General features: G+C 72.7%; 19 protein-coding genes and 3 tRNA genes. 12 read left to right on the top strand and 10 right to left on the bottom strand.

Annotated elements, in window-relative coordinates:
• Positions 1–80: 80 nt before the first annotated feature.
• Positions 81–1,253: a saccharopine dehydrogenase family protein gene (locus BKI49_RS32385; protein ID WP_095937849.1), complete on the top strand. Its 1,173-nt coding sequence runs from the start codon at positions 81–83 to the stop codon at positions 1,251–1,253.
• A gap of 292 nt (positions 1,254–1,545) precedes the next feature.
• Here BKI49_RS32385 and mmpA read toward each other — a convergent pair whose 3' ends face one another.
• The 3 genes from mmpA to BKI49_RS32370 form a co-directional block, all read right to left on the bottom strand.
• Complete coding sequence (gene mmpA / locus BKI49_RS35485) at positions 1,546–1,692, bottom strand: morphogenic membrane protein MmpA (protein WP_179332655.1); 147 nt, start codon at positions 1,690–1,692, stop codon at positions 1,546–1,548.
• A 142-nt stretch (positions 1,693–1,834) separates the two neighbouring features.
• Positions 1,835–2,536 (bottom strand): endonuclease V, encoded by a 702-nt coding sequence (locus BKI49_RS32375; protein ID WP_095937938.1) that lies wholly within the window; start codon positions 2,534–2,536, stop codon positions 1,835–1,837.
• A gap of 153 nt (positions 2,537–2,689) precedes the next feature.
• Complete coding sequence (locus BKI49_RS32370; RefSeq protein WP_095937847.1) at positions 2,690–3,781, bottom strand: WD40/YVTN/BNR-like repeat-containing protein; 1,092 nt, start codon at positions 3,779–3,781, stop codon at positions 2,690–2,692.
• A gap of 281 nt (positions 3,782–4,062) precedes the next feature.
• Here BKI49_RS32370 and BKI49_RS32365 point away from each other — a divergent pair, with 281 nt between their 5' ends.
• Positions 4,063–4,479: a spore wall synthesis regulator SsgD gene (locus tag BKI49_RS32365; protein ID WP_095937846.1), complete on the top strand. Its 417-nt coding sequence runs from the start codon at positions 4,063–4,065 to the stop codon at positions 4,477–4,479.
• A 48-nt stretch (positions 4,480–4,527) separates the two neighbouring features.
• Here the strand turns inward: BKI49_RS32365 and BKI49_RS32360 are convergent, their stop codons facing one another.
• Both BKI49_RS32360 and BKI49_RS32355 read right to left on the bottom strand, forming a co-directional pair.
• Positions 4,528–5,382 carry an isocitrate lyase/PEP mutase family protein gene (locus tag BKI49_RS32360; RefSeq protein WP_095937845.1) on the bottom strand — a complete coding sequence of 285 codons (855 nt, stop codon included), beginning with the start codon at positions 5,380–5,382 and terminating at the stop codon, positions 4,528–4,530.
• A gap of 96 nt (positions 5,383–5,478) precedes the next feature.
• Positions 5,479–6,138, bottom strand: a complete 660-nt coding sequence (locus tag BKI49_RS32355; protein ID WP_095937844.1) for a GOLPH3/VPS74 family protein — start codon at positions 6,136–6,138, stop codon at positions 5,479–5,481.
• Between the two features lie 315 nt (positions 6,139–6,453).
• Between BKI49_RS32355 and BKI49_RS32350 the strand changes: the two genes are divergently transcribed.
• The 4 genes from BKI49_RS32350 to BKI49_RS32335 all read left to right on the top strand — a co-directional run bounded on the left by BKI49_RS32350 (position 6,454) and on the right by BKI49_RS32335 (position 11,325).
• Complete coding sequence (locus BKI49_RS32350; protein ID WP_095937843.1) at positions 6,454–8,121, top strand: ABC-F family ATP-binding cassette domain-containing protein; 1,668 nt, start codon at positions 6,454–6,456, stop codon at positions 8,119–8,121.
• Positions 8,122–8,391: 270 nt separating this feature from the next.
• Positions 8,392–9,168 carry a dimethylargininase gene (gene ddaH, locus BKI49_RS32345; protein WP_095937842.1) on the top strand — a complete coding sequence of 259 codons (777 nt, stop codon included), beginning with the start codon at positions 8,392–8,394 and terminating at the stop codon, positions 9,166–9,168.
• A 209-nt stretch (positions 9,169–9,377) separates the two neighbouring features.
• A complete protein-coding gene (locus tag BKI49_RS32340) occupies positions 9,378–10,355 on the top strand; it encodes an acyl-ACP desaturase (protein ID WP_095937841.1) in 978 nt (325 codons plus the stop codon).
• A 106-nt stretch (positions 10,356–10,461) separates the two neighbouring features.
• The gene (locus tag BKI49_RS32335) at positions 10,462–11,325 is read left to right on the top strand and encodes a hypothetical protein (RefSeq protein ID WP_095937840.1); all 864 of its coding nucleotides are present in this window, start codon (positions 10,462–10,464) and stop codon (positions 11,323–11,325) included.
• 98 nt (positions 11,326–11,423) lie between these two features.
• On the opposite strand, the gene BKI49_RS32330 is transcribed toward BKI49_RS32335, so the two are convergent.
• Positions 11,424–11,499 (bottom strand) — tRNA-Trp (locus tag BKI49_RS32330).
• An 88-nt stretch (positions 11,500–11,587) separates the two neighbouring features.
• Between BKI49_RS32330 and BKI49_RS32325 the strand changes: the two genes are divergently transcribed.
• On the top strand, positions 11,588–12,985 hold the full coding sequence (locus tag BKI49_RS32325; RefSeq protein WP_095937839.1) for a DUF2201 family putative metallopeptidase: 1,398 nt from the start codon (positions 11,588–11,590) through the stop codon (positions 12,983–12,985).
• Positions 12,986–13,009: 24 nt separating this feature from the next.
• Positions 13,010–14,896, top strand: coding sequence for an AAA family ATPase (locus BKI49_RS32320; protein WP_373557624.1), 1,887 nt, complete (start codon positions 13,010–13,012; stop codon positions 14,894–14,896).
• A gap of 19 nt (positions 14,897–14,915) precedes the next feature.
• On the opposite strand, the gene BKI49_RS32315 is transcribed toward BKI49_RS32320, so the two are convergent.
• From BKI49_RS32315 to BKI49_RS32305, 3 genes are all read right to left on the bottom strand, one after another.
• Positions 14,916–16,247, bottom strand: coding sequence for an SDR family NAD(P)-dependent oxidoreductase (locus tag BKI49_RS32315; protein ID WP_095937838.1), 1,332 nt, complete (start codon positions 16,245–16,247; stop codon positions 14,916–14,918).
• Between the two features lie 34 nt (positions 16,248–16,281).
• A tRNA-Gly gene (locus tag BKI49_RS32310) sits at positions 16,282–16,353 on the bottom strand.
• Positions 16,354–16,440: 87 nt separating this feature from the next.
• Positions 16,441–16,512, bottom strand: a tRNA-Ala gene (locus BKI49_RS32305).
• A gap of 509 nt (positions 16,513–17,021) precedes the next feature.
• Between BKI49_RS32305 and BKI49_RS32300 the strand changes: the two genes are divergently transcribed.
• The 4 genes from BKI49_RS32300 to BKI49_RS32285 all read left to right on the top strand — a co-directional run bounded on the left by BKI49_RS32300 (position 17,022) and on the right by BKI49_RS32285 (position 22,370).
• Positions 17,022–17,561, top strand: coding sequence for a toxin-antitoxin system, toxin component (locus tag BKI49_RS32300; RefSeq protein ID WP_095937936.1), 540 nt, complete (start codon positions 17,022–17,024; stop codon positions 17,559–17,561).
• Positions 17,562–17,564: 3 nt separating this feature from the next.
• Positions 17,565–18,767 (top strand): MAB_1171c family putative transporter, encoded by a 1,203-nt coding sequence (locus BKI49_RS32295; RefSeq protein ID WP_095937837.1) that lies wholly within the window; start codon positions 17,565–17,567, stop codon positions 18,765–18,767.
• Between the two features lie 312 nt (positions 18,768–19,079).
• Entirely contained in the window at positions 19,080–20,477 is a 1,398-nt protein-coding gene (locus BKI49_RS32290) for an FAD-dependent monooxygenase (protein WP_257005044.1), read from the top strand.
• Between the two features lie 495 nt (positions 20,478–20,972).
• Positions 20,973–22,370: an FAD-dependent oxidoreductase gene (locus tag BKI49_RS32285; RefSeq protein WP_095937835.1), complete on the top strand. Its 1,398-nt coding sequence runs from the start codon at positions 20,973–20,975 to the stop codon at positions 22,368–22,370.
• Positions 22,371–22,469: 99 nt separating this feature from the next.
• Here the strand turns inward: BKI49_RS32285 and BKI49_RS32280 are convergent, their stop codons facing one another.
• Positions 22,470–22,715 (bottom strand): WhiB family transcriptional regulator, encoded by a 246-nt coding sequence (locus BKI49_RS32280; protein WP_095937834.1) that lies wholly within the window; start codon positions 22,713–22,715, stop codon positions 22,470–22,472.
• Positions 22,716–22,727 lie beyond the last annotated feature (12 nt).

Here is a 22,727-nt window from a genome sequence, read left to right as displayed (position 1 = left end):
CCTCAGCCACCGACAACGGCGCTTCGCGTACGGCAGCGGGGGCACCGCCCGCTCCGGTGCGGCCGAGAGTGGGGAATGTCATGAGCAGGCTGAACGGAACGGAGCGGACCTACGACGTCGTGCTCTACGGAGCGACCGGGTTCGTCGGGACGCTGACCGCGGAGTACCTGGCCGCCCACGCGCCAAAAGGGCTGCGCTGGGCGATCGCCGGGCGCAGCACCGAGAAGCTGGAGCGGCTCAGGGAACGGCTCGGCGGCGGCCCCGACGTGGTGCGGGCCGACGCGGACGATCCGCAGGCGCTGAAGGAACTCGCCCGCCGCGCGCGCGTGGTCGCCACGACGGTGGGGCCGTATCTCCAGCACGGCCAGGAGCTGGTGGCTGCCTGCGCGGACACCGGGACCGACTACGTGGACCTGACCGGTGAACCCGAGTTCGTGGACCTGATGTACGTCCGGCACGACGCACGCGCGCGGGAGACCGGCGCACGGCTCGTGCACGCCTGCGGCTTCGACTCGATCCCGCACGACCTCGGCGCCTACTTCACCGTGCGGCAGCTTCCCGAGGGCGTACCGCTGCGGGTCGACGGATTCGTGCGCTCCGAGGCGATGTTCTCGGGCGGCACCTTCGCCTCCGCCCTCAACCAGTTCGCCCGCGGGCGGCACATGGCCGCGGCGGCGCGCGACCGCCGGCATCACGAGCCGCGGCTGATGGGCCGGCGGGCACAAGCCCCCCTCGGCACACCGCGGTTCGCCAAGGAGGTCGGAGCCTGGGCGCTGCCGCTCCCGACGATCGACGCGCAGGTGGTGAAACGGTCCGCGCGCGCCCTGGAGCGCTACGGGCCCGACTTCCGCTACCGCCACTACGCGGCGGTCGAGCGGCTGCCGTTCGTCGTGGGCGGCGTCGCCGCCGTGGGCGCGGTGTTCGCGGCGGCCCAGGTGCCGCCGGCCCGCCGCTGGCTGTCCGACCGGATCAAGCCGGGTGAGGGGCCGAGTGCCGAGCGCCGCGCGAGGAGCTGGTTCACGGTGCGGTTCGTGGGCGAGGGCGGCGGCCGGCGCGTCTTCACCGAGGTCTCCGGCGGCGATCCGGGCTACGACGAGACCGCGAAGATGCTCGCCGAGTCCGCGCTGTCCCTCGCCTTCGACGAACTGCCGAAGACGTCCGGGCAGGTCACCACGGCGGTGGCGATGGGCGACGCGCTGACGGAACGGCTCCGCCGCGCCGGGATCGTCTTCCGCGTCGCGGCCACCCGCTGACCGACGGCCCGGACGTGGACCGATCCGTTCCCCGTCCGGGACCGGATCGCCCCGCCCCGTCCGGGACCGGATCGATCCGAACGACCGCCCGGCCGGGCTGGGTCGAGCCGGACCTGGACCGATCCGCCCGCCGTCCGGACCTGGATCGCCACGCCCCGTCCGGACCTAAATCGCCCCGCCCCGTCCGGACCCGGATCGGTCCGAACGGTCGCCGGGCCCGGACCGGTCGGGCCGACGGCCGGAGCCGGCTCGCTCTGCGCGGTCGGTCGCCGGCCGACCGGCCGGGGGGCGGTCAGAAGGTCCACCCGGTGACCGTGTAGATCATCCCGCAGATCCAGGCGAGTCCGGCGACCGCGGCGAGGACCAGTGCGGCCGTCACCGCCCGCTCGACGGGCTGGGCGGGAGCGGCGGTGGGCTTCGGTGCACGATGCGTCGTCATGCGCCCGAGCCTGCCGGTCACCGCAGGGCCGAGACATCCGTACAGGTACTCAGACGGACCTCGGGTGGGTACTAGGTACGGTCGCCGCGAAGGCCCGCGAAGGCCGCCGTGCCGACGCGGCCGGCCGGAAGGCCGTGCCCCGTCAGGGAGTTGCCTCCTTCAGGGCCCGCCGGCAGAGGGAGTCCGCAAGCCGCGTGGACTCCGGCAGGCGGTACTCGGGGGTGAGCGCGAGCGTGTGCGCGCACGCGTTGTCGAGGCCGACCCGATGGCCCACGGACACGAACACCGGCTTGACGCCGTCGCGCGTGCGCAGGGCGCGGCCGACCTCCTCCTCGCCCGTGGGTCCGTGCGCGAGCAGCGGGGACGAACTGCCGCGGTGGGCACCCGGTTCGTCGTAGGAGAAGGTGAAGGGGTTCTTGGCGACGCCGATCGTGGGCAGCCCGGTGAGGACGCCGAGGTGGCTGGCCAGGCCGAAGCGGCGCGGGTGGGCGCGGCCGTATCCGTCGCAGACGACGAGGCCGGGCGCGCAGGGCAGGGCGTCGAGCGCGGCGAGCACCGTCGGGATCTCGCGGAAGGCCAGCAGCCCGGGCACGTACGGGAAGGAGACCTGCCCGACGGCGGTGGCCTGGGCGACGACGTCGAGGCTCGCCGCGTCGAGCACGACGGCCGCCGCGACGACGAGGTCGCGCTCGTCGTCGTAGGCGACGTCGACGCCCGTCACCCTGCCGGCGCCCGACGGCGGCCCCATCTCGTCGAGCACCACCCGCTCCCGCAACTCGTCCTGCACCGCACGGGCTTGCTCCTCGGTGGCGGGCCAGCCCGCGGGAATCCTCACACTCGTCATGGTGGTCACGAGCCTAGGCGGCCACCGGGCGGCCCGGGCGCTCAGGGGTGCGCCCGGCGGCCGGCCCCTCCGTCAGTCGTGCCGGCCACGCCCCGAGCCGCTCCCGTCCGTGACCGGACCGACTCCGGTGCGCGGCCGGCCTCGTGGCACGGCTCAGTGCTCCAGCCGGGCCACCCGTCCCTTCTCGCCGGAGGCCCAGCAGCCCAGGTCGGGGGTGCAGTCCACGGTGTCGTACGAGCCCGTGTCCACGGTGCGCCAAGTGCGGCCGCCGTCCGTCGTCAGGTCGGTGCCGGTGGGGCCGACCGCGAGTGCGGCCGTGCGGCTGTGCGGGAGCCAGGTGACGCCGGAGCGGTAGGCGGGCGGAGGGTGCGCGGCGGGCGTCCAGGTCCGGCCGCCGTCCGGGGTGGTGGCCGCCGCCTGCGGTGAGGCCTGGTCGGCGCGGTAGTCGCCGCCGACGGCGAGGCCGTGGGTGCGGTCGCGGAACGCGACGGCGAACACCCCACGCGCCGGGTCTCCGGCCGGGATCGGCGTGTCGGCCGCGGTCCAGGTCAGTCCGCGGTCACGGGAGTGCAGCACGCGCGCGCGTGCGCCACCGCCGGTGGCCAGCCACACGTCCCGCGGCCCCGAGCCGACCAGGCACTGCCCGCTCGCCGCGAAACCGGCCTCGCCGTCCTGCGCGGCGGGCATGCCGTCGGCGGGCAGCACCTTCCAGGAACGGCCGCCGTCGCTCGTCGACAGAATGCGGAAGCGGCCGTCCACCGGGTCACTCATCGCCAGGCCGTGGCGCCGGTCGAGGAAGGTGACGCAGTCGTAGAAGGCCTTCGCGTCGGTGTTGCGGAAGGACTCCGTCCAGGTCGCGCCGCCGTCGTCGGTGCGCAGCACCCGGGAGGCCTCGCCCTCGCCGATGGCGAGCACCACCGCACGGCGCGAGTCGAACGCCTCGATGTCCCGGAACTCCAGGTCCGCCGCGCCGGGCGGCGACACGTTCCGCCAGTGGGTGCCGCCGTCGGTGGTGCGCAGCACGGTGCCCTTGGAACCGGCCACCCAGGCCGTGTCCCGGCTGACGGCCGAGAGCCCGCGCAGCCGCACGTCGGTGCCGCTGTCCTTGAGTTCCCAGTGCGGCATCTTCGCGTCGCCCTGTGCCTGAGCGGGCACCGCCCCCGCGAGCGCGGCGGCGAGTGCCGCCGCGCACAGTCCCACGGTGACCGTCCGACTCGTACGCCTCGACTTCCCCAAGCCCCTCATGGCGGGCGAAGCTAGCCCACTCCCCCGGTGCCGTCCAGATGGCCTTCCGCGGGAACCTCGGGGCCCGGACCGAGTGTCCTCTCGATTGTCCGGTGAGCGCGTGCCGGAGCCCGGGGGGCCGGGGCGACGGGGGGATCACGGGGTGGGCCGCCACAGCACATGGATTCGGTGACAGAGGTCACTCGGGTCCCAGGTGCACGCAGTGGCTCATTTCTTCGTCTCTTTCAATGACCGGCCTCATTCGCCCGCAGTCCGTCCAGTCGTCACAAGGGAGCAAGGCGTTGTCCACCCTCATCGAGCAGCCCGTAGAGGCCCGCCTCGTCGCCGCCGCGCCGCGGATGCCGAGCATTCCCGCCACGCTCCACTACGACCGGAGCGACCCCTTCGCCGTGCGCATGTCCTTCCCCGCCCCCGCCACGCTGGAGGGCGTGGACGTGTGCTGGATGTTCGCGCGCGAGCTGCTCGTCTCCGGGCTCGAGGACTCGGTGGGCCACGGCGACGTGCGGGTGCGGCCGTACGGCTACGACCGCACCGTCCTGGAGTTCCACGCCCCCGAGGGCACCGCCGTGGTGCACGTGCGCTCCGGCGAGGTGCGGCGCTTCCTGCAGAGCACCATGGAGCTGGTGCCGCTCGGTCTCGAACACCTCCAGGTGAACCTGGACCACGATCTGGCGGAGCTGATGCGGGGCACCTGCTGAGACCGGCACCCCGCATCGGGGTGCCGCCCGCAGGACGATGTGCCGCCCTCAGCGGCCCCCGCTCATCAGGGCATTGAGCTCCGCGTAGTCGAAACCGCCGGTCAGCGAGTCGTAGGTCCCCGCGCCCAGCAGCTCCCGCGCGGCCCGGAGGACCACGGCATGTGCCGCCTGCGCGATGCTCGAACCCGCGCTGACCCGCGCCACGCCGAGCGCGGCCAGCTCGGGGACCGTGGGTGCCCCGGGCCCCACCAGGATGTTCAGCGGGCCGTCGACGCCGTCGACGAGCGCCTTGACGGTCACCGGGTCGACGGCTCCCGGTACGAAGACACCGTCGGCCCCGGCGGCGAGGTAGGCCGCGGCCCGCTCCAGGGTCTCGTCGATGCCGCCCGCGCCCCTCAGATACGTGTCGATGCGGGCGTTGACGTACAAGGGGACGTCCGCCGCGTCGGCGGCCGCGCGGGCCGCCGCGATGCGTTCCGTCTGGTCGCCGACCGGGCGGAGCGGGGCGCCGCCCTCGTACAGCGCGTCCTCGATGTTCACGCCCACGGCACCCGCCGCGAGCACGGCGCGGACCGTGTCCCCGACGCCGTGCGCGTCCCGCGCGTAGCCGCTCTCGACATCGGCGCTGACCGGTACCCGGACCGCGGCGGAGACCCGTGCGACGGCGCCGAGCGCGGCGTCCCTGTCCAGCCGGTCCCCGTCCGGCCTGCCCAGCCCCCAGGCGAGCCCCGCGCTGGTCGTCGCGACCGCCGGTGCGCCCGCCTCCTCGACGATCCGGGCACTCGCCGCGTCCCAGGCGTTCGGCAGGACGAGCGGGCGGCCGGGCACGTGCAGGGCGCGGAAGGCCGCGGCGGTCTCGCGCAGGGAACCGAGCTGCGCACCGGTGAGGTTCGTGTTCGTCATGACGGCAACTCAAACACGGGGCGCGACAAGGGAGCTGGCAGAAATTCGACATGTACGTGAGGGCCGGAGGACGGGCGGCGGAAGCATAAGGCCGCCTCAGCGTCCCGGCGCCGGCGCCGCGACGGCCAGCGCGTCACGGGTCTCCCGGACGGCCTTCATCAGGGCCGGTGTCTCGGCGCCGGCGCGGCCGGCCAGTTCGTCCAAGCGGCCCGAGGGGACCTGCCGGCCGTCCGGCGGTGCCGGCGTGCGCAACCCGGCCGCTGCGGCGAGGACGACGAGCGCCGCGTCGCGGCCGGGCACCTCGGCCGCGGGCAGCGGGCCCGCCAGCACCTGCCGGGCCCGGGCGTGCAGCGCCTCCACGGCGGGCACCCGCTCCAGCCCGTAGTCCACCGAGGAGAAGAGGCCGAGGACCCGTCTTCGCTCGGCCCGCAGATATCCCTCGGACGCGAGCTGCGCGCGTACGGCGTCCAGGGTGAGGCGTGCCCGCGACGACACCCACTCGGGCCATGTCCGCGGGCGGGACTCCGCGACGAGTTCGAGGAGCTCGTCGAGGACGGTGTCCCCGGTGCGGGAGTCGGCGTCGGCGGGGGTGACGATGCCGTCGTCGTCGACCAGCAGTCCCCGCCCCGCGAGGTCGGCGAGGGCGCCGGCGCGCACCAGGCGGTCGAGGCCGGGCGCGTCGCCGAGGCCCGGTTCCCCCGGGTCCTGGGCGAGCAGGTAGAGCCGGGCGGGCAGCGAGAGGGGGCCGTTTCGCACGGAATCTCCCTGGGGTCGTCGGGGCGACGTTAATCCTTTGACAGCGTCCGCGGCCGCCCCTACGGTGTACAGCGGTTCTGTTGCCGTCGATTGGAGAAGGACGTTGCTCGTCTGAGGTCTGAGACACCGCGTCACACACAGCCGCTTTCTGCCGGCATCCGTGTGCGCAGCGTGCGACCTCGGCGTACGAGCCGTCCCCCGGTACGGGACCTTCCCTGATCTCTTCTGAGCGGGGCTCCCTCCGAACCGGATCGTCGTCACCTCGCGGTGTCCCCACGCGTACCCACGACCGCATCCAGCAACCGCGAGGCCCTCATGTCTACCTTCCCCGCTTCCATCACCTGTACCTCCCTCTCCTTCGTCTGGCCCGACGGCACCACCGTCTTCGACGGCCTCCAGGTCGCCTTCGGCCCGGGCAGGACGGGACTCGTCGGTGTCAACGGGTCAGGGAAGTCGACCCTGTTGAAGCTGATCGCCCAGCAGCTCTCCCCCACGGACGGCACCGTCCGGATCGCGGGCGAGGTGGGCCATCTGCCGCAGAACGTCACCCTCGACACCGGCCTGCGGGTGGACGAGGCGCTCGGTATCGCCGAGATCCGCGCCGCGCTGCACGCCATCGAGGCGGGCGACGTGGCCGAGGAGCACTTCGAGACCGTGGGCGACGACTGGGACGTCGAGGAGCGCGCCCGCGCGACCCTCGGTGAACTCGGGCTCGGCCACATCGGGTTGGACCGCACGATCGGCGAGGTCTCGGGCGGCGAGTCGGTGCTGCTGCGACTGGCCGCGCTGCTGCTGCGCCGCCCCGACGTCCTGCTGCTCGACGAGCCCACCAACAATCTCGACCTGTACGCGCGACGGCGGCTCTACGCGGCCGTCGAGGCCTGGTCGGGGGTGATGGTGGTGGTCAGCCACGACCGCGAACTCCTCGAACTGGTCGACCAGATCGCCGATCTGCGGTCCGGAGAGGTCACCTGGTACGGCGGGAACTACTCCGCCTACGAGGCGGTGCTCGCCGGCGAACAGGAGGCGGCGGAGCGCATGGTGCGCGTCGCCGAGGCCGATGTGAAGAAGCAGAAGCGTGAACTCGTCGACGCGCAGGTCAAGTTGGCCCGCCGTAAGCGGTACGGCCAGAAGATGTTCGAGGAGAAGCGCGAGCCGAAGATCGTGATGGGTGCGCGCAGGCGGGCGGCGCAGGAGTCCGCGGGCAAGCACCGCATCATGCACGAGGAGCGGCTCACCGAGGCGAAGGAGCGTCTCGACGAGGCGGTGGAGGCCGTACGGGACGACGACGAGATCCGCGTCGACCTGCCGTACACGGCCGTGCCACCGGGCCGCGACGTACTGACCCTCCAGGACCTGGAGATGCGGTACGGCGCACGGGTCGTCGGCGGGCTCGACCTGCGCGGGCCGGAGCGGATCGCGCTGATCGGACGGAACGGCTCGGGCAAGACGACGCTGCTGCGCACGATCGCCGGGGAGCTGGAGGCGGTGTCCGGGGAGGCACGGGCCCATGTGCCGCTGCGGTTCCTGCCCCAGCGCCTGGACGTGCTCGACGACGAGCGGACGGTCGCCGAGAACGTGGCCCGCTACGCACCGGCCGCGACCAACAACCGGATCCGGGCGCGGCTGGCCCGGTTCCTGTTCCGCGGGGCGAAGGCCGACCAGCTCGCGTCGACGCTCTCCGGCGGCGAGCGTTTCCGGGCCGCGCTCGCGGCCCTGATGCTGGCCGAGCCGGCCCCGCAGCTCCTGATGCTCGACGAACCGACGAACAACCTCGACATGGCGAGCGTCCGGCAGCTCACGACAGCCCTGGAGTCCTACGAGGGCGCCCTGATCGTGGCGAGCCACGACATGCCGTTCCTGGAGTCGGTCGGGATCACCCGCCGGCTGCTGCTGGAGGGAGGCGAACTGAAGGAGATCGCACCGGATTCCGTCGGGTACTCCGTCGGGGCGGAACCGGACGAGCGGAGCGACACCCACTGACGGCGCCCGCGGGGGCCGGGCAGGTGGAGCGGCACCGCCTACCCGGCGGGCGCGACCTGGCCCGGCACGGTCACCGCGACCCTGCGCCGTCCGGTCGCCGTGGCGGGCAGCGGGACGGACCGGAGCCGGGCTCACGGTGTCCCCGGACCGGCGACGGAGCCCACCGGGCCGGGCATGGGGGCGGACCGGCCCGATGTCAAGGGGTTTCGTGCCGCCGGACCGGCGCTGCATGATGTGCGCCGACACCCCCTGCCGATTCGGAGACCCCACGTGCCGAGCCAGAAAGCTCTGATCCGCCGACCCAGCCCTCGCCTTGCCGAGGGCCTGGTGACGCACGTCGAGCGCACGGAGGTGGACGTCGATCTCGCGGTCGAGCAGTGGGAGGCGTACGCGGAGGCCCTGCGCACGCACGGCTGGGAGACCGTCGAGGTGGACCCGGCCGACGACTGCCCGGACTCCGTGTTCGTCGAGGACACCGTGGTCGCCTGTCGCAACGTCGCCCTGATCTCCCGTCCGGGCGCCGAGTCCCGGCGCGGCGAGACCGGCGGGGTCGAGGAGGCCGTGGCCCGCCTGGGCTGCTCGGTGAACTGGATCTGGGAGCCGGGCACCCTCGACGGCGGTGACGTCCTCAAAGTCGGCGACACGGTGTACGTGGGCCGCGGCGGGCGCACCAACGCGGCCGGACTCCAGCAGCTGCGGGCGGCCTTCGAACCGCTCGGCGCGCGCGTGGTCGCCGTACCCGTGAGCAAGGTGCTGCACCTGAAGTCGGCGGTCACCGCACTGCCGGACGGGACGGTGATCGGGTACGAGCCCCTGGTGGACACACCGTCACTTTTCCCCCGCTTCATGCCGGTGCCGGAGGAGTCCGGCGCGCACGTCGTACTCCTGGGCGGCGGCAAACTGCTCATGGCGGCGAGCGCCCCGAAGACGGCGGAGCTGTTCGCCGACCTCGGCCACGAACCGGTCCTCGTCGACATCAGCGAGTTCGAGAAGCTCGAAGGCTGTGTGACATGTCTCTCGGTGCGGCTTCGGGGGCTGTACGCCTGACGGGTGAACAGAACACCCTGACGCCGCCAAGACCTGGGCATCCGGAACGGTTAGGGCATACGCCGGGGAGCGCGCTCCCCTCGGGGTACCCCCGCTGATCAGCGGTCTTTACGACGAACTTAACCTACGGCTTCGTAACCTACGGAGTCGTAGCCTACGATGCCGTAGGTTCCGTCCCCGCTCGCTGTACACGTCCCCCTGGAGCACCCGTGACGATCACTTCTCCCCACCTCGCAAGCCCGTCGGCCGCCTGGACCGACGCCCGCCTGCTGTACGCGCTGGAAGAAGTGGTCGAAACCGAGCTCAACCGCCACCTCAAGGTGGCCAAGGACTGGATGCCGCACGAGTACGTGCCCTTCAGCGACGCCCGCAACTTCCCCGGCATCTTCGAGGACGGCGAGGCCTGGGACAAGGAGCAGTCCAAGGTCACCGAGATCGGCCGGATCGCCCTCGTCGTCAACCTCCTCACCGAGGACAACCTGCCGAGCTACCACCACGAGATCGCATCGCTCTTCGGCCGCGACGGCGCCTGGGGCACCTGGGTGCACCGCTGGACGGCCGAGGAGGGCCGGCACGGCATCGTGATGCGCGACTACCTGCTCGCCTCGCGCGCCGTCGACCCCGACAAGCTCGAGGCGTTCCGCATGGCGCACATGAGCGAGGGCTTCGAGTCGGACAACCGCCACTCGATGCTGCACTCCGTCGCCTACGTCGCCTTCCAGGAGCTGGCGACCCGCATCTCGCACCGCAACACCGGTCACCAGTCGGGCGACCCCGTCTGCGACCGCATGCTCGCGCGCATCGCGACGGACGAGAACCTGCACATGGTCTTCTATCGCAACCTGCTGAAGGCCGCGTTCCAGCTGGCCCCCGACCTGACCATGCAGGCCGTGCGCGACGTCGTCGTCGACTTCCGGATGCCCGGTCACGGCATGCCCGGCTTCGAGCGCGCCGCCGCCCAGATGGCGATCGGCGAGGTCTACAACCTGCGCATCCACCACGACGACGTGCTCCAGCCCGTGCTGCGCCACCTGAAGGTCCTGGAGATCGACGGCCTCGGCCCCGAGGGCCTGCAGGCGCAGGAGGAACTCGGCTTCTTCATGGGCGGTCTGGACGCCGAGGCCGCGAAGTTCGACGAGAAGCTCGCCGCCCGCAAGGCCCGCATGGCGGCCCGGGCGGCGGGCTGACGCCTTCCGCGCCCGCGGACTCCCGGCTCACGGTCGTGCCCCGGCACGGCCGTGAGCCGTACTTTTTCCGGTGCGGACGCGCGCGTGCCTCGGGCATCATGCGGCCATGCATGACGACAGCGCGCCGGACGGGCCGGTCGGGTTCCTGCTGGGGCTGATCGGGGTCGAGGACGCCGCACGGGTGCGGCGACGGATCGGCCGCCCGCAGCCGGCCGGCCCCCAGGCCACGCCGGGCTGGGGGTCCCGCAGCGCGCTGCGCGCCCACAACTCCTGGTGGACGCAGACACCCGTCCCCTCCTCCGTGCTGCTGTGGGTCCTCCAGGAGGACGACCCGGAGCTCAACGCCCTCGTGTGGCGGCACGTATCGGCGGACGACGCGATGCGCCGGGCGATCGTGCACGGGATACCGCACGGCCCCGGTCGCACCCGCGCCGTAGGCGTGGCCGAGCCGTTGAGCCGGAACGACGAACCTCCGGTGCCACAATCCTTCAGCCTGTTCGGTCTCGTCGGCGCGCTGCGCGCGGCCACCTCGATGAAGCCGGCCAGGCAGGCCGCCTCCATGGTCCTCGGTACCCCCGGCTGGCAGGCGGTCGCCGGGGCGGACGCGGAGCGCCCGCTGCCGGGCTACACGCGCTGGGCCCTCTCCGTACGTCCCGACTGCCCGCCGGAGCTGCGTGCCCGGTTCGGTTCGCACGCCAAGTTCACCCACCGGCTCAGGCAGTCCGGTGTCATCGACGGACCGGCGCGGTACGCGACCGAGTGGCGCCCGGCGGAACGGGTCCTGCGGGTGCTCTCCCTGGGCCGGACGCTGTTCCCGACGCGCCTTCGTGAGGCCGAGGACGCCCTCCGGCCGCTCGTGCGGGACCATTTGGGCGGCCGCGAGGACGCCTGGGCGGTCGTGGCGCAGCTGGCGGGGAACTACCACGGGACCGTTCCCGAGCTGGTCGTCACGGCCGGCGCCATCGCCTGAACCGGGCCCGGCCGGGCGGGTCTGGCGGACCTGACACGCAGGCGGACCGGCATGGCGAGGCGGTGGGCCGCGAGTGGCTGCCGGCCAAAAAAAAGGGGGGCGGGGCGGCCGGATTCGAACCGGCGTGTTCCGGTTCTGGAGACCAGTGCGCCTGCCTCTGCGCTACGGCCCCGCCCTTGGCGCCGAGCTTAATGCCTTGGCCCTGTGTCAGTGGGGCCTGGTACCAAGGAGGCACGGGGGAAGATCGGACACGGGGGCGGGCATGGCGTACGGAGAGCGCGGGCGGCGGCCGGTCGTCGACCTGGCCGACCGCAGGGCACTGGAGCGGTTCCGGCCGGCCGACGCCGAGACCGTCGCGGAGGCACGGCGGCTCAAGGAGGCCGCCCTGCTGGACTTCGGACTGACGGAGTCGGCGGTCGCCTCGTGGCTGTACGCGAAATGCCACCACCAGCTGGCGACGACGGCGGTGGACACCGCGGCCGTGGTGGCCTCCGGGGACGGCTCGTGCCTGCTGCTGTACAACCCTGACTTCTTCGTCCGGCTCGGCCTGGACGGCGTGAAGTTCGTCCTCTTCCACGAGGCCCGCCATCTGATGCAGCGCCATCTCTTCGCCGATCCCGAGCTGCGGGCCGACCCCGTGTTCGAGGTGGCCACCGAGGTGTCGGTCAACCATGTGGCGTTGATGCGGCTCGGCAGCCCCGGTCTGCCCCTCCTGGACGGCCGGCCGACCGGCGTCGACCCGCGCGCGGTGCACGAGTCGTACCGTGCGGACCTGCTCGCGCAGGAGCTGGAGCCCGTCCCGTACGAGGACTTCACCCGGACCGACATGACGGTGTACGGCGAGCTGAAACGCATGCGGCAACCGCCCGTCCTGGCACCGTCGTTGTGCATCCACCTGGAGTGCGCGGTGCCCGCCGACCAGGAGACCGTCGACGAAGTGGCCTCGTCGGCGCTGCTCAACGCGCTGCTCGCGGCGCGCCGCGGTCATGCGGGCGCCGAGCAGGAACTGCTGGACCTGATGGGCCGCACCGAGGACGGCTCGGCGCGGACCGCGAAGATCTGGGGGCAACTCGGCGCCGGTATGCTGCGCGGCGAGAGCGTCGCGACGCGAAAGATCGACTGGTGGCAGCGCTGGCTGGTCGACGTGCTCGGCTCCAGACTCCGCGACGGCGAGCGGCTGGTGTACCCGAAGAAGCGCGGTGCGCTGCTCGCAGCGCTCGGTCAGGACCCGATGCTGTCGCGGCGCGGCCCGGTCCGCGACAAGGTCCTCGTCATCGCCTACGACACGTCGGGTTCCATGCCCGACCGCGTGGTCGAGTGGCTCACCGACCTCGTCGGCAGGATCGACGGGGTCGAGGCGCACTGGCTGTCCTTCGACGCGGTGGTCATGCCCTTCGAGCCGGGCGGCCGCGTGCTCGGCGGAGGCGGTACCAGCTTCCGGGCCGTCATGGACTACGTGGAGGGCCGCACCGAGGTCGGCGGCCGGCGGTTCGAGGTCCGCCCGGACGCCGTGGTGATGCTCACCGACGGGTACGCGCCGCCGATCACGCCCGCCGAGCCCGACAAGTGGATCTGGCTGATCACCGAGGGCGGCAGCGAGTGGCCGGACAGCCACACCCCCGCGATGGCCTGCCATCGCGTCACGACCGGATCGTGGTAACCCACCAGCACAGGACCAGGACTGATGACGACCGCCACCAATCCCGACCCCGGCTCCGCCGACCGCACCGTGCCCGCGCGCTCGGCCGCGCCGACTCCCGCGGACTCCGGCGTGCCCGCGCCTTCACCTTCACCCTCGCCCTCGCCCTCGCGCCTGGAGTCGTTCATCGACGCGATGATCGACATGGGGCAGACGGGCCAGATCTTCGGCGAGCACGGCATCGGGAAGACGGCGACGTTCTTCTCGCACGTCGCGCGCGCCCACCCGGACGCGACGCTGGTCTACGTGCCCGCGGCGAACCTCACCCCGGACGACCTCCTCGTCAACGCGCCGGTGCGGGACCCGCACACCGGCGAACTGGTGCTGCGGCAGCTGGTGATGAGCCAGCTCAAGCCCGGCACACCCTTCGTGCTGCTCATCGACGACTCGCTCCAGGCCGGTGAGACGATCCAGTCGCAGCTGATGCAGATCGCCTGCAACTGGACGCTCGGCGAGCACGATCTGCGCGCCCTGGGCTGCGTGGGCGTCTTCCTCACGGACAACGAATCGCTGGCGGAGACCTCGGCGCGGCGCAGCGACCTCGCGCTGCTGGACCGCATGGTCACCATGCGGATCACCGCGAACGACACGTCGTGGCGGCGCCATCTCGCGGCCAAGTACCGGGCATGGGACCTGGCTCCGGTCTTCTCCCTCTGGGCGTCCCTGTCCCCCGCACTGCGTGAATCGCTGTCGCCGCGCACCCTGGACCACGTCCTGGCCTGTGCCGAGGAGGGGTTCCCGCTCCGCTGGGCCCTGCCGCTGGTGGGCGGCGAGCGGCTGCGCCTCGTCGAGCCGCGCGCCGACGGCACTCCCGGCCAGAACCGCACGGCGGAGATCCTGAACCGGATCGCCGAGTACGTCGGTGTGTCCAACCCGGCCACACTCCCCGACCCCGTGCGTCAAGTGGTGCGGGCGGCGCTGCGCAACCGCTGGACCGTCCTGCTCCAGGGCCCGCCCGGCTGCGGCAAGACGGAGCTCGTCCGGGAGACGGTGCGCGAGGGGCTCGGCCGGGAGCCGCTGTACTTCTCGCTGCCCGTGACCAATGTCGAGGACCTGTGCGCGCCGGTGCCGTCCGCGGACGGCACCCTGGACAACCTCCTCGCCGCGAACTTCACCGGTCCCGAGCCGAAGGCCATCGTCTGGGACGAGTACAACCGCCCCAAGGACAAGGCCGCGTTCGCCAAGCTGATGGAGATCACCCAGGAGTGGTCGCTCGCGGGGCGCCGGATCGAGAATCTTCGGGCCCAGATCGCGGTCCAGAATCCGCCGTACCACCTGGGCCGCAAACTCCTGGTCTCCCGCAACAACATCGCGCAGGCGAGCCGGTTCACGGTCTCGCTGACGGTGGAGCCCGAGGACATCCCGGCCAACGAGTGGCTGCTCGCCCGCTACGGCGCCGACGCCGAGACCGTCCTGGAGTGGTGGAAGCACGACATCGACGACGACGGCCGCGCCTGGATCACCAAGCGGACCCTGGAGCGGCTCGTCAAACTGCACCGGCACGGACTGCCGTTGGAGATGGCGACGGTCTACCTCGGCGACGGCGAGTACGCGCCCGTGCCGCTGACGGCACTCGTGGACCGGCTGCGCGGCCGTCCGGTGACCGGTCTGCGGGAGCTCGCGCGCGAGGCGGACGCCTGGGAGGCCCGGCTGCGCCGCGCGGCGGACCGCTCGGACGAGGGGGCCGACGACAGCGACGTCGTCCACCAGATCCTCGCCAACGCCGAGCTGTCGCAGTTGAATAAGCACCGCGCGGTGGTGACCCGGCTGGTGCCGCACCTGCCGCCGAAGCTGCGCGCCACCTATCTGGTCGGGGCGACGGCGGATCAACAGCGTTTCTGGACGGAGATATTCATGTCGATGAGCCGCTGAGCACCGGTCCGGCCGGTGCTCACCACTCCGCCTCCCGGTAGTCCTTCAGGAACACCCCGGACACGGGCGCGCCGGCCTCACCGCGCACGATCGGGTCGTACACCCGGGCCGCGCCGTCCACGATGTCCAGCGGTGTACGGAACCCGGCCCCCGCGATGCGTTCCTTCTTGGGGGCGGGGTTCTCGTCGGTGATCCAGCCGGTGTCGACGGCGCACATGTGCACGCCCTGCTCGGCCAGTTCGACGGCGCTGGTGCGGGTGAGCATGTTCAGGGCCGCCTTCGCCATGTTCGTGTGCGGATGGCCCGCCGTCTTGTTGCGGACGGCGAAGCGGCCCTCGACGGCGGTCACGTTGACGACGTAGCGGCGGGGGTGCGGCGAGGCGAGCAGCAGGGGCAGCAGCCGGTCGCAGAGCAGTGCCGGGGCGAGCGCGTTGACCAGTTGCGTCTCCAGGACCTCGGCCGGGTCGAGTTCGCCCAGCCGCGCGGACCAGGAGTTGTCGGGCGAGGGATCGGGAAGGAGCCCGGCCTCGTCGGCCTCGCGCAGGATCACCGGCAGGGCCGACGGGCCGCCCTCCAGGGCCGCCATCGGTGTGAAGCCCGGTGCCGCGCGGACGCCCTCGGGCAGCCCGGGGTGCTCCCCGGCCGCCAGCAGCGCGTAGGACTCGGGGGGACGGCGTACCGTCTGCGCGGCGTTGTTCACCAGGATGTCGAGCGGCTCGCCCTCCTGCCTGAGCTGTTCGCACAGGCCGAGGACCTGTCGTGGGTCACGCAGGTCGACGGCCAGCACGGTGAGCCGGTCGAGCCATGTGGCGCTGCCCGGTTCGGCCCGGAAGCGGCGCACCGTGTCATACGGAAAGCGGCTGGTGACCAGGAGTTCGGCGCCGTCGCGCAGCATCATCAGGGCCAACTGGAAGCCGATCTTCACCCTGCCTCCGGTGAGCAGGGCACGGCGCCCGCTCAGGTCGGTGCCGAGCGCGCGCCGGGCGGTGTTGTCGAGGGCGCAGTCCGGGCAGAGCCGGTGGTAGAAGGAGTCGACCTGTCGATAGGGCGCCTTGCAGACGTAGCAGGCACGGGGCCGGACGAAGACACCGGCCGAGCCGTCGGAGGTGAGCGGCGCGTCCTCCCTGCGGTCGAGCGCGCCCGTCGCGGTGGCGGCCATCGCGGCGGCGTCGGCGGCGGACAGTTCGGCGCCGCGCGCCTTCCGTCGCCGGGTCCGGCCGTCACGTGCGAAGGAGGCGGCGACCTGTTCGGCCCGCAGCCGCACCGGATCGTCGACGGGCAGCGCGCGCAGCCGCCCGACCGTGCGGTGGAACGCCGCCAGTTCCTCGTCGGTGATCCCGCCGCCGTCCATGTGTTCCCGCCCCGCGTGTCCTGCGTGTTCCGTGTGGTCCCGGCCGGATTCGAACCGGCGTATCCGCCTTGGCAAGGCGGCGAGTCTGCCTCTGCTCTACAGGACCCCGTGTGCGCTCGTCCCCTTCCGGGGACCACCCCGTCCCCGGTCGTGTCCGCAGGCCTGGCGCCGCGGCCCATGACGGAGGACGCCACCCGGACGACCGGATTCGAACCGGCGTATCCGCCTTGCCAAGGCGGCGAGTCTGCCTCTGCTCGACGTCCGGGCGCGCCCTCCGGATCCTAACCACAGCGGCGCCCGGACAGCGCACCGATGAGCGGGCTTGCCCGCCCGGCGGGCCCCGGCGTCGTGCCGGGCCCTCCGAACGCGTCCGGGGTGGTGCGGCCGCACAGGCGCCGGCCGCCTTCCCGCCGCTGTCCCGTGAACCGGGGCGGCACGACAGGATTCAGCCAGCGGGCCACCCGTTCCCTCGTCGCATGAGTCAGCTTTTGTCAGTTTTGATCAGCATCACGGCGCCCCCCAGGATGTTCCCTTCGGGCCAATTCCCCTGCAGAGTGAGGTCGGATTTGGCATAGCCTGCTGGCTGACCGCCCTCAGGCCCGCCGGCCGTGGGCGTCGGCCATAAGCTGACGCGACGGGTTGCAGGGGTGGGTCCGTCATCGGTGTGCACAGTTCTGCGGACGTCGGCAGGCACAGCGCGAGGAACTCCGGCACGTCGCCGAGGAGTCCCCGCACGTGAGGTTCTTGGGGAGAACAGTGCGCAAAGCGAAGGTCATGCGTCGCCTCATCGACGAGCTCGTCGGCGACCTCGGTCTGCCGGTGCCGGCGGAGCCGGATGATCTGTTCGTGGCCCTGGTCGATCTGGTGAGCAGGCGGACGGGCCGGGAACTCGTGCTCCTCCAGGAGGAGTTCCCGTACCGCACGGCCAGCGGCCTGTGGCTCGACCTGCCCGACCGGGACGTCATCGTGGTCGACAAACGGGCCACCCCGCTGCACAAGCTGGCCATCTTCTTCCACGAGGTCTGGCACATGCTGGACGGCGCCTGCGGCCATCACGCCCCGGGCCGGACCGTGGCCGGCGGGCTCCTCTCGGCGCGCGCCGACCTGCCCCGTCTCGACGAGACGGTGCGCAGGGTGGCGGCGCGCACCGAGTTCGACCACCGCGAGGAAGCCGCCGCGGAGAAGTTCGGGCTGCTGGCCGTCACCCGGTTCCGCGTCTGGCTGGAGGGGGAGCCCGACGGCACGCCTCCGGACCGCGGCGAGATCGCCGGGCGTATCAGCGCATCACTGGGCAACCGGCGCCGGAAGGTCTGAGCCGTGGACTCCTCGGACTACTACATACCGGCCGCCGCTCTGTGGCTGTGCCTGGCCGTCAAGCTCCCGGCGCTGCTGAAGGCCTGGCGCGACCCGCTCGTACGGACCGTCTGCCTGGTCATCGCCCTGGGAGGTGCCGGTTTCGTCTTCGCGGCTCCCCCGACCATCGCCGCCGTGAACCGCATCAGCGGTGTACCGAACGCCTCCAGCCTGCTGGTGTACGTCATCATCAGCGCGTTCAGCGCCTCCTGCCTGCTGCTCATCGTCCACTGGCGCGGTGGCCCGCCCGAGTACGTCCAACGCGTCTCCCGGCGCTGGCGGATCGGCTACATGCTGGTCGTCACCGCCCTGGTCGCCCTGTTCCTGCTCGGCGACGCCCCGGTGGAACGCCGTACCGACTTCGACACGTACTACGCGTCGGCACCGTTCATCGGCGAGATGATCCTGCTGTATCTGCTGGCGCACATGACCGCCGCGCTCGTCACCACCGTGCTGTGCTGGCGCTGGGCCCTCCAGGTCCACGGGTGGCTGCGCGCGGGCCTGTGGACCCTGTGCCTCGGCTGGCTGCTGAATCTCTCGTTCAGCTCCCTCAAGCTCGCGGCGGTGGCCGCCCACTGGAGCGGCCAGGACTGGGACATGCTCAGCACCACCCTCTCCCCGCTCTTCTCGGCCCTGGCCGCGCCCTGCGCCACCATCGGGTTCCTGCTGCCGCTGATCGGACCCAGGACGGCCGCGGCCGGACGTGCCCTCGCCGCGTACCGCCGGCTCGGGCCGCTGTGGAGCGAACTCAGCAGCGCGTCACCCCGCTCCTCGCTTGCCGCGCCCATCCCCTGGTACGCCTCTCCGCACGTGCACCTGACACGGCGTGAGGCGGGCATCCAAGACGGGCTGAGTCTCGTACGGCCCCACCTCGACGACGCGGTCCGCGCGTGCGCGCGGTCGGCCGCCGAGGCCGCGGGGAGCAGCCGGGCGGAAGCCGATCTCGTGGGCCTCGCCGCCATGGTCTCGGCGGCGGCCCAGGCCACCCGCCTCGACCGAGCGGAGACCCCGCTCGTCCCCGGCGACTCCGCCGTCGCGGCCGTGCGTGCGTCCCTGGTGGGCGTCGCGCGCACGCTGCGCACCTCACCCGTCGTCGCGGCGGTGCGTTCCGACGCCGCGAAGTCGTCGCCCCTGTCCGTCAAGGATGGCGAGAAGTCCCCCACTTGAGCTCACGAGTCGGCACGACCCCATCCGACGCCGGTGTCCTGTCCGACCCGCCCCGCTCCGTCCCGTCCGAGCCGGGCGACTCATCGGTGCCGGGCGTCCCGTCGACGCCCGGCGTCCTGGGCCCGGACCGCCCGGCCTTCGCTCCGGAGGGCCGGTAGGCGGTGGACAGCAGCGTGCTGTTCCACGTCCCCGGCATGCCGCTCTTCGTGGTCGTGGCCCTCAAGGTGCCCTCGGTGAAGGAGAGGTGGCCGGCCCGTCGCGCCGCACGGCCCGGCACAGCCCATGACCGACCCGGCCAAGGAAGTGAACGATGTGCGTCGTGCCACTGTGATCGGCGGAGGGCCGGCCGGCATGCTCGCGGCAGCCGCACTGGCCCCGTTCTGCGACCGCGTGACCCTCGTCGAACGCGACGTCCTGCCGCACGGCCCGCACCCGCGCAAGGGTCTGCCGCAGGCCCGGCACGGGCACGTGCTGTGGTCCGGCGGGGCGAAGGCGATCGAGCGGCTCGTCCCCGGCGTCACCGAGCGCTGGCCGGCGGCGGGCGCCGTCAGGGTCCCGCTCACCTCGGGCATGGTGGCCTACACGCCGCACGGTTGGTTCCGGCGCCGGCAGGGGCCCACCCCGCACCATCTGATCGCCTGCGGCCGGGACCTCCTGGACTGGCACGTCCGCGACCTGGTCCTGCGGGACCACCGGATCCGGCTCCTCGAAGGCACCGAGGCGGTCGGTCTCACCGGCGCCGCCCGCAGGATCACCGGGGTGCGGACCCGAAGCCCAGGGGGGTCCTCGCAGGGCGTGCGGGCCGACCTCGTGGTCGACGCCGGCGGACGCGGCTCACGAGCCCTGCACTGGCTCGCCTCGCTCGGCATCACGGGCATCCGCGAGCGGAGCGTCGACTCCGCACTCGCCTACGCCAGCCGCGTCTTCCGGGCACCCGACCACGCCGACGGCTTCCCGGTCGTCAATGTGCAGGCGGCCCACGGCACGGCCCCGGGACAGGCTGCCGCGCTCATCCCCATCGAGGACGGACGCCGGCTCGTCAGCCTCAGCGGTACACGGGGCGGTGAACCCACCTCCCGGGCCCAGGACTTCGTCCCCTTCACGGTGCGACTGCGCCACCCTCTGGTCGGCCGGCTGATCGAGCGGGCCGCAGCGCTCACGGAGGTGTCCACGAGCCGCAGCACCGCCAACGGCCGCCGCTACTTCGAACAGGCTCGGCAGTGGCCCGAGGGCCTGGTCGTCCTCGGCGACGCCGTCGCCACCCACAACCCGGTGTACGGGCAGGGGATGTCCGTCGCCGCACTGGCGGCGTGCCTGCTGCGCGACGACGTGCGACGGGCCGGGGTCTTCGGCACCAGGCTGGGACGGCGTGTGCAGCGGGCCGTCGCACGCCCGGCCGACGCGGCCTGGGCGAGCGCCACGGCACTCGACGTCTTCTACCCGGGGGCCTCCGAGCAGGCCCCCACACCGACGGACCGGATGATCAGGCGGCTCTCCGGGCGCCTGGCCAGGACGGCCGCGGCCTCCTCGTACGTCGCGAACGCGCTCACGCAGGTGACGACCATGGAGGCCGGCACGACGCGTCTGCTGTGGCCCGACATGCTGCTCGCCCTCGCCTGCGGACCGCTGCGACGGCCCCTGGCGGGCCCGCCTCTGACGGCGGCGGAGAGCCGGCTCCTCGAACCGGTCGGCCCCGCCCGCGCCGACTGACCGCGCGGGGCGGGCGGGATACCTGGTGCGTCCGGCGGGAGCGCCAGGTCCCGCGGCCGACTCGACGTAACTCCAGGGGGACTTGACCGGTTCCTCACCGAATACCCCGATGGCGCCCCACGGGAAAGCCACAAGTGCGCGTGGTGTGGGTCATCCCGATGTGCACACGGCCTTTCCGGCCTGATCATGAGCCGTGTACGGACCGAAGGGACTGGTGACGATGGCCCGAGCAGGAGGCGGCACATCCGACGCCCTCCCGTGCCCGGGCCCGGCCGTGCGAGAGACGGCACGGCACGGAGACGGCACCCCCTCCCCCGCCCGCGACTCCCGGGTTCTCCTGCCGCCGGCGCGATGTCCGCCCGCCTCCGGCCCCCGACGGCCGTCACCGTGACGGACATCATCCGCACCATTCCGAACTCCTGCGCCCCTGCTGGCGTTTACTGCCTTCCAGGGGCCTTCACGGCCGAACGGCCGACAGAGAGGGTGCTTCCGCCAATGCCTGAGAGAACGTCCGGTCCACGGCCGTCCGCGCTCGTGATCGGAGGAGGGACGACCGGCATGCTCGCGGCCGCCGTGCTCTCCGACCTCGCGCACGTCACGGTCGTCGAGACCGACGTCCTGCCCGAACAGCCCGCTCCGCGCAAGGGACTTCCGCAGGCCCGGCACGCCCATGTGCTGTGGTCCGGCGGCGTGCGGGCCCTGGAGGATCTCCTGCCCGGCGTCACCGAGGAGCTGATCGCCCGCGGCGCCCGCCGCGTACCGATCATGTCCGGCATGGTCAGCAAGGCGCCCTCCGGCCAGTGGTTCCGGCGGTTCAGCAACTCCCACCACGTCAACATCGTGTGCAGCCGGGACCTGCTCGACGCCACGATCCGCGCCGCCGTGCTGAGACGGCCCGGGCTCACGGTGCGCGAACGGACCGAACTCGTCGGCCTCGAAGGCAGCGCCGACCGCGTGACCGGGGCACGCGTACGGGGTCCCGAACACGAGGAGACCCTCACGGCGGATCTGGTCGTCGACGCGAGCGGCAGGGGAAGCCGCGCGCCGGTCTGGCTCACGGAACTCGGTCTCCCGCCCGTACGGGAGAAGGTCGTCGACGCCGGAGTCGGCTACGCGAGCCGGATCTACCGGGCTCCGGCCGCCGCCGGGGACGACTTCCCCATCGTCAACGTCCAGGCCGACCCCACGCGGCCGCCGGGCCGTGGCGGCATCATCCTGCCCATCGAGGACGGCCAGTGGCTCGTCACCCTGGCGGGCACCAGGGGAGGCCAACCCAGCCGTGACGCCGGGGAGTTCGTCGCCTTCGCCCAGTTGCTGGCGCATCCCGTCATCGGCGATCTCCTCGCGAAGGCCGAGCCCCTCTCCGATGTGGTCACCACACGGAGCACGGCCAACAAGCGGCGCTACTTCGAGAAGATGCCGCTCTGGCCGGCCGGGTTCGCCGTGCTCGGGGACGCCGTCGCCGGGTACAACCCCGTCTACGGTCACGGTCTGACGGCCGCGGCGCAGAGCGTCGTCGCGCTCCGGCAGGTGCTGGCGGACCACGACCTGGCCTCCGCCGCGACGGCGAGACGGATTCAACGCAGTGCCGCGCGCCCCGTGGGTCAGGCCTGGGATCTGGCCGTGGGCCAGGACGCCTTCTACCCGGGTGCCACCGACGAGCCGCCCAGCAGGGCCGAGCGCTTGGCCGCCGCGTTCATCGACCGCGCCGTGGATGCCGGCGCACGCAACCCGCACGCCCTGCGGGCGCTTCTCGACGTGATGAGCATGGAGCGGTCTCCGGCCCGTCTCCTCGCCCCCGACATGCTCTTCCGTGTCCTACTCGGCAGGAAGAAGCCGCTGCTGGACGCTCCCCCGCTGACGGACGCCGAACGGCAGGCGGCCGGTCTCTGATCACGCCCGCGCGGCGCGGCACCGTAGAGGAGGAGCCGCGGCGACAGTCGTGGCGGCGCACCGGGCAGCGCGGCCGCACGGTGGTGGACGGGGCGCGGTTCACTCCCGGGTGCGCCGGAGCCCGAGGCGCTCCTTCTCGGAGAGGCCTCCCCAGACGCCGAAGCGTTCGTCGTTGCTGAGCGCGTAGTCGAGGCACGCGGGGCGCATCTCGCACATCGCGCAGATGCGCTTCGCCTCGCGCACCGAGCTGCCCGGCTCGGGAAAGAAGAAGTCGGCCCCGGTCTGCGCGCACAGGGCCTGCTCCTGCCAGTCCAGGTCGGCCGCGGTGATCGTTTCCAAGTGCATGGGCATGATCGT

The organism is Streptomyces sp. Tue6028, from assembly GCF_002300165.1.
GTDB lineage: Bacteria > Actinomycetota > Actinomycetes > Streptomycetales > Streptomycetaceae > Streptomyces > Streptomyces siamensis.
This window is presented reverse-complemented; position numbering and strand designations above follow the sequence as displayed.